At 74.0% G+C, this 13,113-nt stretch carries 12 protein-coding genes; 10 read left to right on the plus strand and 2 right to left on the minus strand.

The features are described from left to right. Positions 1–3 precede the first annotated feature (3 nt). Complete coding sequence (locus AB0I67_RS38550) at positions 4–1,401, plus strand: class II fumarate hydratase (protein ID WP_357934633.1); 1,398 nt, start codon at positions 4–6, stop codon at positions 1,399–1,401. Here AB0I67_RS38550 and AB0I67_RS38555 read toward each other — a convergent pair. Continuing rightward, complete coding sequence (locus tag AB0I67_RS38555) at positions 1,380–1,613, minus strand: glutaredoxin domain-containing protein (RefSeq protein ID WP_357934635.1); 234 nt, start codon at positions 1,611–1,613, stop codon at positions 1,380–1,382. The genes AB0I67_RS38550 and AB0I67_RS38555 overlap by 22 nt on opposite strands. A 108-nt stretch (positions 1,614–1,721) precedes the next feature. Here AB0I67_RS38555 and AB0I67_RS38560 point away from each other — a divergent pair, with 108 nt between their 5' ends. The 5 genes from AB0I67_RS38560 to AB0I67_RS38580 are packed head-to-tail and all read left to right on the plus strand — an operon-like array spanning position 1,722 to position 8,838. Continuing rightward, positions 1,722–3,353, plus strand: coding sequence for an ABC transporter substrate-binding protein (locus AB0I67_RS38560; RefSeq protein WP_357934638.1), 1,632 nt, complete (start codon positions 1,722–1,724; stop codon positions 3,351–3,353). Then, entirely contained in the window at positions 3,326–5,227 is a 1,902-nt protein-coding gene (locus AB0I67_RS38565; RefSeq protein ID WP_357934641.1) for a S9 family peptidase, read from the plus strand. The genes AB0I67_RS38560 and AB0I67_RS38565 overlap by 28 nt, the downstream gene beginning before the upstream one ends. After that, a complete protein-coding gene (locus tag AB0I67_RS38570) occupies positions 5,227–6,174 on the plus strand; it encodes an ABC transporter permease (protein ID WP_357934644.1) in 948 nt (315 codons plus the stop codon). Before AB0I67_RS38565 ends, AB0I67_RS38570 begins: the two co-directional genes overlap by 1 nt. Further along, entirely contained in the window at positions 6,171–6,992 is an 822-nt protein-coding gene (locus AB0I67_RS38575) for an ABC transporter permease (protein WP_357934647.1), read from the plus strand. The genes AB0I67_RS38570 and AB0I67_RS38575 overlap by 4 nt, the downstream gene beginning before the upstream one ends. Before the next feature lies 1 nt (position 6,993). Then, positions 6,994–8,838, plus strand: coding sequence for an ABC transporter ATP-binding protein (locus tag AB0I67_RS38580; RefSeq protein ID WP_357934650.1), 1,845 nt, complete (start codon positions 6,994–6,996; stop codon positions 8,836–8,838). Positions 8,839–8,931: 93 nt separating this feature from the next. Here AB0I67_RS38580 and AB0I67_RS38585 read toward each other — a convergent pair whose 3' ends face one another. Beyond that, positions 8,932–9,519 carry an XRE family transcriptional regulator gene (locus AB0I67_RS38585; protein ID WP_357934653.1) on the minus strand — a complete coding sequence of 196 codons (588 nt, stop codon included), beginning with the start codon at positions 9,517–9,519 and terminating at the stop codon, positions 8,932–8,934. Between the two features lie 107 nt (positions 9,520–9,626). Here AB0I67_RS38585 and AB0I67_RS38590 point away from each other — a divergent pair, with 107 nt between their 5' ends. From AB0I67_RS38590 to AB0I67_RS38605, 4 genes are all read left to right on the plus strand, one after another. Next, positions 9,627–10,001 (plus strand): helix-turn-helix transcriptional regulator, encoded by a 375-nt coding sequence (locus AB0I67_RS38590; protein WP_357934740.1) that lies wholly within the window; start codon positions 9,627–9,629, stop codon positions 9,999–10,001. A gap of 10 nt (positions 10,002–10,011) precedes the next feature. After that, on the plus strand, positions 10,012–10,425 hold the full coding sequence (locus AB0I67_RS38595) for a VOC family protein (protein ID WP_357934656.1): 414 nt from the start codon (positions 10,012–10,014) through the stop codon (positions 10,423–10,425). Between the two features lie 92 nt (positions 10,426–10,517). Then, a complete protein-coding gene (locus AB0I67_RS38600; RefSeq protein WP_357934659.1) occupies positions 10,518–11,270 on the plus strand; it encodes a 3-hydroxybutyrate dehydrogenase in 753 nt (250 codons plus the stop codon). A gap of 13 nt (positions 11,271–11,283) precedes the next feature. Beyond that, the gene (locus AB0I67_RS38605; protein ID WP_357934662.1) at positions 11,284–13,101 is read left to right on the plus strand and encodes a helix-turn-helix domain-containing protein; all 1,818 of its coding nucleotides are present in this window, start codon (positions 11,284–11,286) and stop codon (positions 13,099–13,101) included. The last annotated feature ends 12 nt before the right edge of the window (positions 13,102–13,113 follow it).

Genomic DNA, 13,113 nt, shown 5'->3' on the forward strand with positions numbered 1-13,113 from the left:
AGCATGAGCGAATACCGCACCGAGCACGACTCGATGGGCGAGGTCCGCGTCCCCGCCACGGCGCTGTGGCGGGCCCAGACCCAGCGGGCGGTGGAGAACTTCCCGGTCTCCGGCCGTGGGCTCGAACCCTCCCACATCGCCGCGCTGGGCCTGATCAAGGCGGTCGCCGCCGAGGTCAACGGCGAACTGGGCGTGATCGACAAGGAGATGGCCGAGGCCATCGCGCAGGCCGCGGCCGACGTGGCGGAGAACGAGCACGACGAGCACTTCCCGGTGGACGTCTTCCAGACCGGCTCCGGCACCTCCTCCAACATGAACGCCAACGAGGTCGTCGCCACCCTCGCCGAGCGCCGCCTGGGCCGCGAGGTGCATCCGAACGACCACGTCAACGCCTCGCAGTCGTCCAACGACGTCTTCCCGACCTCGATCCGGGTGGCCGCCGCGACCGAGGTCTCCTACCACCTGCTGCCCTCGCTGACCCATCTGGCGGCGACGCTGGAGGGCAAGGCCGAGGAGTTCGCCGGGCTGGTCAAGGCCGGGCGCACCCACCTCATGGACGCCACGCCGGTCACCCTCGGCCAGGAGTTCGGCGGTTACGCCGCCCAGATCAAGCTGGGCCTCACCCGGGTGGGCGGCGCGCTCAACAGCGTCCTGGAGCTTCCGCTGGGTGGTACCGCGGTAGGGACCGGCATCAACACCCCGCCCGGCTTCGCGCCGCGGGTCATCGCCAAGCTGGCCGCGGCCACCGGACTGGACTTCACCGAGGCCGGTAACCACTTCGAGGCGCAGAGCGCCCAGGACGCCATCGTCGAGCTGTCCGGCGCCCTGAAGGTCGTCGCCGTATCGCTGAACAAGATCGCCAACGACCTGCGCTGGATGGGCTCCGGCCCGCGGGCGGGGCTGGGCGAGATCAACCTGCCCGACCTGCAGCCCGGCTCGTCGATCATGCCCGGCAAGGTCAACCCGGTCGTCCCCGAGGCGGTCTGCATGGTCGCCGCCCAGGTCATCGGCAACGACGCGGCGATCACCTTCGCCGGGGCGTCCGGCTCGTTCGAGCTGAACGTGCAGCTCCCGGTGATCGCCCGCAACATCCTGGAGTCGGTCCGGCTGCTGGCCAGCGTCTCGCGGCTGCTGGCCGACCGCTGCGTCGCCGGGATCACGCCCAACGCCGAGCGGCTGCGCGAGTACGCCGAGTCCTCGCCCTCGATCGTCACCCCGCTGAACCGGTACGTCGGCTACGAGGAGGCCGCGCGCATCGCCAAGCAGGCGCTGGCCGAGCGCAAGACCATCCGCGAGGTGGTGATCGAGCGCGGTCACGTGGCCAACGGCACGCTGACCGAGGAGCAGCTCGACTCGGCGCTCGACGTGCTGTCGATGACTCAGCCGGCCAGCCGCTCCTGAACCTGCCCCACGCTGGGGTTGACCAGGGCTCCGCCGTCCGGGAAGACGACGGTGGGGATCAGCCAGGAGCCGCCGTTCAGCTCGCTGATCAGCTCGATCGCGCCGGGCGTGTCGTCCACATCGATCTCGGTGTAGGCGATCCCGGCGCGGGCGAGCTGGCCCTTGAGGCGCTGGCAGTGGCCGCACCACGGGGCGCTGTAAACCTTGATCATGTTTTCCATCTTTGACCCTGGACCGAAGGAGCGAATACTCTCATGTGCCACTTGGATATTACCGGTAGACATCGCAGGTAGGCCGGTTGCACGAAATGGGGTCCCGCCGTGACCGACAGCCCTCTCGCCAGGCGCTCCTTCCTCCTCGCCACCGCCCTGATCGCGGGCACGGGCGCGCTGGCCGCCTGCGGCTCCGGCGGCGGCTCGGGCTCCAGCCCCGCCCCGGCCGGTACGACAGGCGCACCCAAGACCGCCGACCTGCTCCGCGTAGCACTCCCCTCCTCGCTCAGCACGCTCGACGTGAGCAAGGAGGCGGGGATCATGAACTACGTGGTCGCCCTCCTCTGCCAGGAGGCGCTGGTCGCGGTGGGCGAGGACGGCGGCCTCCAGCCCTCGCTCGCCGCCTCGTGGGAGCGCAAGGACGCCAGGACCTACGTCTACCAGCTCCGCCAGGGCGTCACCTTCGCCGACGGCGCGGCCCTCACCGCCGCCGACGTGGTCGCCAGCCTCAACCTGCACGCCGCCAAGGGCTCCACCAGCGCCTTCGCCTACGCCTACGCCGGCGTGGAAAGCATCGAGGCCACCGCGCCCGCCGAGGTGACGATCACCCTCAAGCAGCCGGACGCCTCCTTCGCCTGGACCCCCTCCCCCGGCACCCTGCTGGTCACCAGCGAGAAGTTCCTCAAGGACACCGGCGCGGACCTCGGCACCCCGACCGGCAAGATCCTCGGCACCGGCCCCTACAAGGTGACCGAGTTCGCCCCCGACTCGCACGTCACGCTGGAGCGCAACGACGCCTGGTGGGGCGGCGAGGCCCCCTACCGGCAGATCAGAATCGACTTCATCCCCGAGGAGTCCACCCGCCTGCTGGCCATGCGCGGCGGCCAGGTGGACGTCGCCCTGAACGTCCCGGCCGAGCAGATCGACCAGTGGAAGGCGGTCTCCGGCGTCCAGGTCATGACCGCCGCCGACCGCTCGCTGGTCACCCTCGCCTTCAACACCGCCAAGAAGCCGTGGGACGACGTGCACGTGCGCCGCGCGGTCGGGCACGCCGTCGACCGGGCCGGCATCGTCAAGAGCATCCTGCGCGGCCACGGCGCGGTCGCCACCACCATCCCCGACCCGGTCCAGTGGGGCGGCGTGCTCGGCGAGGCCGAGGTCAAGGCGCTGTACGCGAGCATCCCGCAGGTCGAGTTCGACCTGGCCAAGGCCAAGGCCGAGCTCGCCCAGTCGGCCAGCCCGCAGGGCTTCGGCGACACCGTGACCTACCCCAACAGCGGCCCGCAGATCGGCCGCGCGCTGCTCACCCTGGCCCAGAACCTCAAGACCATCGGCATCACGCTGGAGGTCAAGGAGGTGCCGCTGGAGCAGTGGATCGCCGAGCTCGGCGCGCACTCGGCCGGGATCTACGCCGGGTGGTACTTCGCCACCACCGGCGACCCCTCCGAGTACGTCAACCAGCTCCTGGACGGCGGCGCGACCGGCAAGAACGGCACCAACATCGCCGAGTACGCCAACGCCGAGGTCACCAAGCTCCTCGCCGACGCCAAGGCCAGCACCGACGACGCCGAGCGCGGCAAGCTGCTCGGCCAGGCGCTGCTGAAGTCGGCCGCCGATCTGCCCTACCAGCCGCTGTGGTGGGGTGAGGCGGCCACCGCCTTCGGCCCGTCGGTCACCGCCACCGGCTTCGGCCCGTACTTCTTCGTCGGCCCGTGGGCCGCGAAGGTCGCCCCGCGCTGATGGCCGCCCCGCTCGACGTCCACCGCGCGCTGCGCGGGCTGCGGGTGCCCGAATGGGTCGCCCTCCACCCCGGCGGCGCGGCCGTGGCCTGCGTCATCGACGGCCGGGCCCACGTGCTCGACCTGCCCACCGGCGCGCTCCGCCCGCTGGCCGCCGCCGAGGGCGAGTGGCACGCGCTCACCCGCTGGATCACCGGCAACCGGCTCCTGCTCGCCACCGCCCGCGGCCCCCTGCTCGACCACGTCGAGGTACGGCTGGCCGTCGGCGAGCCCCCGTGGCGGCTGGACACCGGCGCCGAGATCGAGGACCTGATCCCCGCCGGCGACCGCGTCCTGCTGCGCCTGGCCGACCCCGGCAGCGAGCGCGACGGCAGCCATCTCGGCCTGCGCGTCCACGACCCGGCCGACCCGGTGGTCCGCGAACCGGGCGCCCGGCTGCGCCGCCTGGCCCTCGCCCGCGTCGGCGACGACCGGCTCACGCCCGTCCCGCTCACCGCCACCGTGTGGGACGCCGACTGGCGTGGCGGTCCCGTCGTCGCGGTCACCTCGGCCGACGAGACCCCGGGCGGCTTCTACCGCCCGAACCTGGACCTCATCGACCCCGAGACCGGCCAGACGCGCACGCTTTACACCACCGGCTGGCAGCTCGCCCGCCCCAAGCTCGCCCCCGACGGCCGCACCGCCGTCGTCCTCGAAGGGCTGTCCATCGTCTCGGGCCGCGTCCTGCGCGTCACCGGCCTCGACGACGGCGACACCCGGGTCACCGCGCTCGGCGACCTCGACGACGTCACCGACCTGGGCTGGCTCGACGAGCGGCGGCTCTGGTTCACCGGCTGGGACGGCACCGGCACGCACGGCGGCCTGCTCGACGCGGTCACCGGCGAGGTCCTGTCGCGCTGGGTGCGGCACGGCACGCTCGGCGGGCCCGGCGCCCAGCCGTCGCTGTCGCCCGACGCCACCGGCACGCTGGCCGCCGCTCCCTGGGAGGACGCCGGGCAGCCGCCGGAGATCGCGCTGGCCGACCCGGCGACCGGCGAGTGGCGTGCGGTCACCGCGCTCAACGCGGGGCTGGCTTCGCTTGCCGTACGGCAGGAAAAGGTGCGGTGGGCCGCGCCCGACGGGCGGGAGATCGAGGGCCTGCTGCTGACCCACGGGGCGGCGGACGGGCCCCGGCCGCTGGTCGTCATGGTGCACGGCGGCCCCACCTGGTTGTGGTCGAGCGCCTTCGCGCCCGCCGAGTCCAACCAGCTCGCCTCGCCGCTCGCGCACGCCGGGGCCGCGGTCCTGCTCGCCAACCCGCGCGGCAGCAGCGGGCGCGGCCAGGAGCACGCGCGGGCCGTCATCGGCGTCGCGGGCGAGGCCGACCTGGACGACCTGCTGGCCGGCGTCGACCACCTCGTCGCGACCGGCGCCGCCGATCCCGGACGGATGGCGATCATGGGGCTCAGCTACGGCGGGTACATGACCGCGTGGGCGACCACCCGCACCTCGCGGTTCCGGGCCGCGGTGGTCATGTCCGGCGTCGCCGACTGGCTCAGCTTCGCCACCGCCAGCAACCTGGCCGGCGGCTTCGACCCGCTCTACCACGCCGGCGCCGACGCCGCCACGCCCGAGGGACGCGAGTTCCTGGCCGCGCGCTCGCCGGTCCACCACGCCGCCGAAGCGAGCACGCCGACCCTGATCCTGCACGGCGAACTCGACCGGACCACCCCCGCGGGCCAGGCCGAGCAGCTCTATCGTGCCTGGTCGGCGGCCGGGATCCCAGTCCAGCTCGTCGTCTACCCTCGGGAGGGGCACGAGCTGGTCGAGGACGGGCACCGCCGGGACGCGGCCGAGCGCACGATCGCCTGGCTGAGGGGGAACGGGGTCTTGTGATGGCGGGCTGGGGGTCGTTCCTGCTGCGGCGGCTGGCCGGGACCGCCGTCGTCGTCGCCCTGCTGTCGGTCGGCGTCTTCCTGCTGCTCTACCTCGCTCCAGGCACCCTCCAGCAGACGTTGCTCGGCACCCGCCCGGCCACGGCCGAGACCATCGCCGCGATCACCGCGCGCTACCACCTCGACGAGCCGGTCTTCGTGCGGTACCTGCGCTGGCTGGGCGGCGTGCTCACCGGCGACCTGGGCGTCTCCATCCGCACCGGCGTGCCGGTGAGCGGCATGCTCGGCGACCGGGTGCCGCTCACGCTGGAGCTGACCGCGTACGGCACGCTGCTGGCCGCCCTGGCCGGGATCCCGATGGGCGTGCTGGGCGCGCTGCGGCGCGGGCGGGCGCTCGACCGGCTGGTGGTGGTCACCGGCATCGTCGGGCTCAGCGCCCCGCCGTTCGCCGTCGGCCTGGTCCTGCTGGTCGTGTTCGCCTCCGGGCTCGGCTGGTTCCCGGTCTACGGCACCGGCGAGGGCTTCGCCGGGACGGTGTGGCACCTCACGCTGCCCGCCGTCGCGCTGGCCGCCGGGGCGCTCGGGCTGCTGCTGCGCTTCACCCGCGCGGCGCTGGTGCGGGAGCTGGAACAGGACTACGTCGTCTTCGCCCGCGCGCGCGGCCTCGGCTCGGCGACGGTGCTCGGGTACGCGCTGCGCAACTCGCTCGTGCCGATCCTCACCGCCACCGGGCTCGTGGTCACCAGCATGCTGGTCGGCACCGTGCTGGTGGAGGTCACCTTCGCGCTGCCGGGGCTGGGCTCGCTGCTCATGGACTCGGTCACCTTCAAGGACGTGCCCGTGGTGCAGGCGCTGGCCCTGCTGCTCACCCTGCTCATCGCCGCGATCAACCTGCTGGTGGACGTGGGCTACTCGATCGCCGACCCGCGCGTACGGAGGGCCTCGTGAAGCCGGCCTCGCGCCCGCCGCTGACCGTCCTGGCGGCCCTGCTGGTGCTCGCCGTCGCCGCGGTCTGCGCCGCCTTCGCGCCCTGGCTGGTGCCGGGCGCCACCGAGCAGGACCTGATGACCGGCCTCACCGGCCCCGGTCCCGGCCATCCGCTCGGCACCGACGACCTCGGCCGCGACGTGCTGGAACTGCTGGTCGCCGGGGCGCGCACCGCCGTGCCGGGCGCGCTGGCCGTGGCGCTCGGCTCCATGATCCTCGGCAACCTGATCGGCCTGCCCGCCGGCTACTTCGGCGGCTGGGCCGACACCCTGGCCATGCGCTGGGCCGACCTGATGTTCTCGCTGCCCGCGCTGCTCGTCGCCATCGTGGTGGCGGGCGTGCTCGGCGGCGGGTACGGCCTGGCCATCCTGGTGCTCGTGGTGCTCTTCGCGCCCACCGACGCCCGCGTGGTGCGCGGGGCCGTCCTGGAGCAGCGCCACCGCCCCTACGTCGAGGCGGCCCTGCTGAAGAGCCTGCCCGCCTGGCGGATCATGATCCGGATCATCTGGCCCAACATCGCGCCGGTCGCCCTGGCCACGGTCTTCCTCAACTTCGCCTTCGCGCTGGTCTCGTTGTCGTCGTTGTCCTTCCTCGGGCTCGGCGTGCCGGCCGGCTCGCCCGACTGGGGCCGCACGCTGGCCGACAACCGGGCCCAGCTCGTGGCCAACCCGTGGGCGGTGATCGCCCCCGGCCTGGCCATCATCGTCACCGCCGCCGCGCTCAACCTGGTGGGCGACTGGCTGCAAGAGCGCGTCGACCGGCGCGGAAGGACCCGCTGACATGGCCGTTCCCGCCGCTGCCGTCCCGCCTCCCGCGCTTTCCGTCGCCGGGCTCGCCGTGCGCCAGCCCGCCACCGGCCGCACGCTGCTGTCGGAGGTCGGCTTCGAGGTCGCGCCCGGCGAGTCGCTCGCCATCGTGGGCGAGTCGGGCTCGGGCAAGTCGCTCACCGTGCGGGCCTTGCTCGGCCTCCTGCCGCCCGGCCTCACCGCCACGGGGACGGTGCACGTGGCCGGCACGCGGGTCGACGCCGACGCCGACCGGCTGCGCCGGGTGCGCGGGCGGGCCGTCTCGCTCCTGCTCCAGGACCCGTTCACGTTGCTCAACCCGCTGCGCAAGGTCGGCAGGCAGCTCGCCGACGGGCTGCCGCGCGGCGCTGACGTCACCCGCCTGCTCGCCGAGGTCGGCCTCCCGCCCGAGACCGCCGGGCGCCACCCCTTCCAGCTCTCCGGCGGCATGCGCCAGCGCGTCGGCCTCGCCGCGGCGCTGGCCGGTGACCCGGACGTGCTCATCGCCGACGAGCCCACCACCGCGCTCGACGCCACCACCCAGCGTGAGGTCCTGGCCCTCATCCGCCGCATCCAGCACGAACGCGGGATGGCCTTCGTGCTCATCACGCACGACCTGCGGCTGGCCTTCTCGATGTGCGACCGGGTCATGGTCATGTACGCCGGGCGGGTCGTCGAGACCGGCCGGTCGGCGGCGTTGCGCCGGGAGCAGACCCATCCCTACACCCGGGCCCTGCTGGCCGCCGAGCCTCCGGCCGACCGCCGCCTGGCCCGCATCCCGGCCGTCCCCGGCTCCGTGCCCGCCCACGACGCCGTCCGAGACCGCTGCGCCTTCGCCGACCGCTGCCCCGTCGTCCTCCCCGTCTGCCTGACCGCCCAGCCACCCCTGCTGCCCGTCGAGGAGACCGCCCAGCCGCCCGTTTCCCCGGGCTCCGAGCCGTCCTTGCCGGCCCTGGGTGCTGCCGACGCGCGGTCCTCGGCCTGTGTGCGTGCCTCCGGTCTGCCCCCGGCCCCGGAGCCCGCTCCGGGTGTCGCGGCCCCCGCGCCCGCCACCGCCGTCCCCCTGCTCCGGGTCGACACCCTGCGCAAGACGTACGGCACAGCCGCCCGCCCGGCCCTGGCCGGCGTGAGCCTCACCGTCGCCCCCGGCGAGGTGGTCGCGGTGGTCGGCGAGTCCGGCTCGGGCAAGACCACCCTGGCCCGCTGCGTCGCCGGCCTCGAACACCCCGACTCCGGCACCATCCACCTCGACGGCCAGGACGTCTCCGACTACGGCCGCCTCACCCGCCCCGCCCTCCGCCAGGCCCGGCGCACCGCGCAGATGATCTTCCAGGACCCCTACTCCACCCTCAACCCGGCCCGGACCGTCGGAGCCACCCTCAAGGAGGCCCTTCACGCCGACGGCCGGCCCGCCACCGGCCGCGACGTCGCCCGGCTGCTCGAATCCGTGGGCCTCGGCCCCGACCTGGCCGCCATGCGCCCGGCCGGCCTGTCCGGCGGGGAGCGGCAGCGGGTGTCCATCGCCCGGGCGATCACCGGGGAGCCGCGGCTGCTCATCTGCGACGAGCCGGTGGCGGCGCTCGACGTGTCGGTGCAGGCGCAGGTGCTCGACCTGCTGGCCGACCTCCGGGAGCGGCTGGGGATGGCGATGTTGTTCATCACCCACGACCTGGCCGTGGTCCGGCAGGTGGCTGACCGGGTCTACGTGCTGCGCCGCGGCGAGCTCGTGGAGAGCGGCACCGCCGGGCAGGTGCTCGACCACCCGGCCGAGCCGTACACCCGCGCGTTGCTGGCCAGCGTGCCCGACGGCACCAGCGCCTGGCTGACCCCGCGCCCGTGAGAAACCCGGGGCCTGGCTGACCCCGCGCCCGTGAGAAACCCGGGGCCTGGCTGACCCCGCCTCCTTGAGAGGCCGGGGCCTGGCCGTTCGCCGTCAGACGTCCGCGTAGGAGATCAGGGTCAGCACCCGGCACGGCCGATCCGTCGTGACGTAGGCGTGCTCGCCCTCGGCCGCGAACCGCACCGCGTCCCCCTCACCCAGGGTCACCGACCACTCGGCCGTCTCGACGATCACCTCGCCGGACACCACGTAGGCGTGCTCCACCGCCCCACGCCCGTGCGCGCTCTTCGCGCTGCGCACCCCGGGCGGCATGTCGCCCTCGGACAGCTCGAACCGCCGCCGGTCCGGGGCGTCGAACAACATGCGCACGCTGCCCTCGCCGGCCGGGCCGCCCTCGCCCCGCCGTACCACCTCGGGGCCGGTCAGCCGTACCCGCGTCAGGTCGGCGAAGGTCAACCCGAGCGCGTCGGCCAGCCTGGTCAGCACCTCGACCGTCGGGTTGGCCACCGCCCGCTCGACCTGCGAGATCAGCGCCTTGCTCACCCCGGTCAGCTCCGCCAGCTCCCGCACGCTCAGCCCCCGCGCCAGCCGGGTGCTGCGCAGGTTGCCGGCGATCGCCCCTCGCACACCCCCGCCCGCCGGCGCGATCACCGCATCCGGCGCTGCCTTCTCCTGGCGCACGTACGTCCTCTCTCGTGGTCCCCTCCATCATGCAGGATGGCGGGCGGGTGGATAATGGGCAGGTGAACCGGGAGGATCTGGTCCGGTTGCGGCGGGCACGTGACCTGATGGACCGCAAGTACGCCGAGCCCCTCGACGTCCCCGCCCTGGCGCGGGTGGCGCTGATGTCGCCCGGCCACTTCTCCCGCAGCTTCCGCGCCGCCTACGGCGAGACCCCGCACTCCTACCTGATGACGCGCCGGATCGAGCGGGCCAAGGCGCTGCTGCGCCGGGGGGACGTGTCGGTGACCGAGGCGTGCTTCGCGGTGGGCTGCTCGTCGCTGGGCTCGTTCAGCGCCCGGTTCACCGAACTGGTCGGCGAGAGCCCCAGCGCCTACCGCGCCCGCACCCACGAGCACGCCGCCTCGATCCCGGCCTGCTACGCCAGGATCTACACCCGTCCGGTCCGCGCGGCGGAGGCCACGCAGGACCGCCAGGTGTAGCGTGACCGGCATGAACCTCGCACTGACGTACTGCACGCTGGTGGTTCACGATCATGAGGAAGCGCTCGCCTTCTACCGCGACACCCTGGGCTTCGAGGTGCGCAGCGACGTCTCCTACGAGGGCATGCGCTGGGTGAGCCTCGGCTCGAAGTCGCAGCCCGACGTGCACATCGTGCTGGAGCCGCCGGGCGCCGACCCGGGCGTCTCCCCCGAGGACCGCGAGACGATCGCGGACCTGCTGGCCAAGGGGCTGCTCGGCCGGATGGTGTTCAGCACCGACGACTGCGACGCCACCTACGAGCACATCCAGGCCTCCGGCGCCGAGGTGATGCAGGAGCCGATGGACCAGCCGTTCGGCGTCCGCGACTGCGCCTTCCGCGACCCGTCCGGCAACATGGTGCGCTTCGCCCAGCCGCGCCGCTGAGCGCGCGCCAGGGCGCGTCCCACACAGCCGGGCGCCGACATATGTCCGCCACCCCCATGTGCGCCGGACACCCCAGCGCTTAGGGTCCAGGCATGGCGGACGAGCTGACCGGGCGCACGGCCCTGGTGACGGGGGCGGGCAGCGGCATCGGGCGGGCGTGCGCGCTCCGGCTGGCCGGTGCGGGCGCGCGGGTGCTGGTGGTGGACAAGAACGCGGAGAGCGCCGGGAAGGTGGCCGCCGAGACCGGCGGCGTGGCGGTGGCCGCGGACCTGGCCGAGCCGGGCTTCGCCGAGCGGCTGCCGGACGAGCGGGTGGACATCGTCGTCAACAACGCCGGGTTCCAGCACGTGGCGCCGGTCGAGGAGTTCCCGCCTGAGGTGTTCGCGGCGATCCTCAAGGTCATGGTCGAGGCGCCGTTCCTGATCACCAGGCGCTACCTGCCCGGGATGTACGCCCAGGGCTGGGGGCGGATCGTGCACATCTCCTCCGTGCACGGGCTGCGCGCCTCGCCGTACAAGTCGGCGTACGTGGCGGCGAAGCACGCGCTCGAAGGCCTGTCCAAGGTGATCGCGCTGGAGGGCGCGGCCAAGGGCGTGACCAGCGTGTGCGTGGCGCCGGGCTACGTGCGGACCGAGCTGGTCGAGCGGCAGATCGCCGACCAGGCCAGGGCGCACGGCATCCCGCCGGAGAGCGTGGTCGAGGAGATCATGCTGCAGCCGGCCGCGATCAAGCGGCTGATCGAGCCGGAGGAGGTCGCCGAGCTGGTGGCCTACCTGTCCGGGCCGCACGGGGCGTTCATCACCGGCGTCTCGCTCCCGGTGGACGGCGGCTGGACCGCGCGATAGGACAATGGGCTCCATGCACGTCTATCTCGAACTCCTGGCCAGGGAGGCCTCGGCCGTCGAGTTCGAGGGCCCGATCATCGAGGCCCGGGCCCGCGGCGCGGACCCGGCCGAGATCGCGGAGCTGGAGCGGGCCAAGGTCGAGGCGCTGAAGGTTCGCGAGCTGCTGCGCCGCCGGGCCAGGCGCGAGGCGGAGCTGTCGGCGCTGTACGACACCGCCAGCGACCTGGCGGGCCTGCGCGACGTGGACGCGGTGCTGGAGGCGATCGTGCACCGGGCCAGGCAACTGCTGGCCACCGACACCGCCTACCTGACGCTGCACGACCCCGAACGCGGCGACACCTACATGCGGGTGACCGACGGTTCGATCTCGGCCGCCTTCCAGAACCTGCGGCTGGCGCTGGGCGCCGGGCTGGGCGGGCTGGTGGCCCAGACGGCCAGGCCGTACTCCACCGCCGACTACTTCGCCGACGCCCGCTTCCAGCACAAGGACCACATCGACTCCGCCGTGCACGAGGAGGGCCTGGTCGCCATCCTCGGCGTGCCGCTCAAGCTCGGCCAGCGGGTGATCGGCGTGCTCATGGCCGCCAACCGCAGCGCCCGGCCCTTCCATCAGGAAGAGGTCGCGCTGCTGACCAGCCTGGCGGCGCACGCGGCCGTGGCGATCGACAACGCCCGGCTGCTCCAGGAGACGCGCAACGCGCTGGAGGAGCTGTCGGCCGCGCACCGCAGCCTGCGCGAGCACGGCAACGCGGTCGAGCGGGCGGCCCGGGCACACGACCGGATGATGGAGCTGGTGCTCCAGGGCCGGGGCATCGAGGACATCGCCGCCGTGGTGACCGAGACCGGCGAGCTGACCGTCCTGGACGGCCAGGGCCGCCCGATCACCGGCCCGCACACACCCGCCGATCCCGGCATCCTGGAGGCCGCCCAGGCCTCGCGCAGCCTGGGCCGCACGGTCCGCCGGGGCGACCTGCTGATCGCCTCGGTGGACGTCGGCGGCGAGCCGCTCTGCACGCTGATCCTGCGTTCCGACGACGCCGACGAGCGCATCCTGGAGCGGGCGGCGCTGGTCTGCGCCCTGCTGCTGCTGTTCCGGCGCAGCGTCGCCGAGGCCGAGGGCCGGGTCCGCGGCGAGCTGCTCGACGACCTGATCGCCCGCCCGGAGGACGAGGGCCTGGCCGAGCGCGCCCGGCGGCTCGGCATCGATCTGGCGGAGCCGTACACGCTGATCGTGGCCCGGCACCAGGGCCAGCGCGAGCGGGCGGCGTTCTGGGCGTCGGCGGAGGCGGCGCTGGCGCACGGCCTCGCGGCGGCCCGCCCGGACGAGGTCGTGCTGCTGCTGCCGGGCGCGCAGGACGCGCGCCGGGTCGCCAAGGAGCTCAGCGCCGCGCTGGCCAGTCCCGCGACCGCCGGCGCCGCCGGCCCGGTGCGCGGCCCCGGCGCGGTACGGCCGGCCTACCACGAGGCCCAGCGCTGCGCCGACGCGCTCATCGCGCTGGGCCGCCGCGGCGACGGCACCAGCGCGGCCGAGCTCGGCTTCCTCGGCCTGCTCATCGGCGAGCACCGCGACCTGCCCGGCTACGTCGCGAGCGCGCTCGGCCCGGTGCTCGACTACGACCGCCGGCGCGGGACCACGCTGACCGCGACGCTCGCCGCCTACTTCGCCACCGGCGGCTCGCCCAGCCGGACCGCCGAGGCGATGCACATCCACGTCAACACGGTCTCCCAGCGCCTGGAGCGCATCGGCCGGCTGCTGGGCGACGGCTGGCAGGAGCCGGAACGAGCCCTCGAGCTCCAGCTCGCCCTCCGCCTCCACCGGCTGAGCACATAAGCCCACCGCCGA

The organism is Nonomuraea sp. NPDC050310 (genome assembly GCF_040655795.1).
In the GTDB taxonomy this organism is placed as follows: domain Bacteria; phylum Actinomycetota; class Actinomycetes; order Streptosporangiales; family Streptosporangiaceae; genus Nonomuraea.